The organism is Paraburkholderia podalyriae (genome assembly GCF_014397785.1).
Classification (GTDB): domain Bacteria; phylum Pseudomonadota; class Gammaproteobacteria; order Burkholderiales; family Burkholderiaceae; genus Paraburkholderia; species Paraburkholderia podalyriae.
The window spans coordinates 1-1,308 of the sequence record NZ_VZQQ01000230.1 but is presented as its reverse complement, the minus strand read 5'-3'; the positions used below and the strand labels follow the sequence as shown (position 1 = coordinate 1,308).

The following is a 1,308-nucleotide window of genomic DNA, read 5'->3' as shown; positions in this document are numbered from 1 at the left end:
GGCATCAGCCGGTCTTCAAACTGGATAGTGAAGCGGTTCAGGGCTGCTTTCCAGTCCCGGATCGGCATCGACCACTTCCTGCTGATGTTGTTCAGCGCGAGATAAAACAGCTTGGTCACGGCCTCGTCGGTCGGGAATGAGCTGCGGGTCTTGATCACCTTGAGCAGGCTCATGTTGATCGATTCAATGGCGTTGGTCGTGTAGATGACCTTACGGATCTCCGGTGGGTAATCGAAGAACGGAATCACCCGTGCCCAGTTGCGTCGCCAGCTTTGCCCGATGGACGGGTAGTCCTTGTCCCATCTGGCCTCAAAGGCGCCCAGCATCTGCTCTGCCATCTCGACGGTCGATGAAGTGTAGATCGTCTTCAGATCGGCGGCGACTTCCCGCTGCATTTTCCACGACACGAAGTTCAGGCTGTTGCGCACCATGTGCACGATGCACAGTTGTACCGCCGCTTTCGGGTAGACCGCTTCAATGGCTTCAGGGAAGCCTTTGAGTCCGTCAACGCAGGCGATAAAGATGTCCTGCACGCCGCGCGTCTTCAGCTCGGTGACCACCTGCAGCCAGAACTTTGCACCTTCAGTCTGGGCGATCCACAGCCCCAACACTTCCTTGTGTCCGTCCATGTTCACGCCGATGGCCAGGTAGACCGCCTTGGTACGCACCGCGCCGCTGTCGCGCACCTTGACGTGGATGCAGTCGAGATAGACGATGGGGTAAAGCGCGTCGAGCGGGCGGGCCTGCCAGAGCTTCACCTCGTCGCTGACCGCATCGGTCACGGCCGAAATGAGCGTGGGCGACACCTCGGTGCCGTACATCTCTTCCAGATGACCCTGGATCTCGCGTACGCTCAGGCCCCGCGCGTACAGCGAAATGATCTTGTCGTCGAAGCCCGTCCAGCGCGTCTGATGGCGCTCCACCAGCTTCGGCTCGAACGCGCCCTGGCGGTCGCGCGGGATATCGAGCGGCAACTCGCCGAACTCGCCCTGCAACGTCTTGGCGCTGTGACCATTACGGGTGTTGCCCGTGGCATTGGTGACCGCTTCGCTCTTGCCATGTCCCAGATGCTCGGACATCTCGGTCTCAAGTGCCCGTTCCACCAGCATCTTCGTGAGCTGCTTGAGCAGGCCGTTCTCGCCTATCAGGTCCTCGGGTTTCTGGTAGTTCGCCAGCAGGCTGTCGGCCAGCTTGACGAGCTCAGGATCGGGTTTCACTCGTTTGCTGCGTTTCGCTACGGTCATCGTCGCTCCTGTTACTGGCAGTCTCCTGCCAAATGACCGTTTACACAAAGCTATTTACACCCTC

1 protein-coding gene is annotated in these 1,308 nt (G+C 59.5%); it reads right to left on the bottom strand.

The window, feature by feature from the left end; all coding sequences use genetic code 11:
• Window positions 1-1,244: IS256 family transposase (locus F6X42_RS42740; protein WP_187639745.1), on the bottom strand; the 1,244-nt coding region annotated here is incomplete at its 3' end.
• Window positions 1,245-1,308 lie beyond the last annotated feature (64 nt).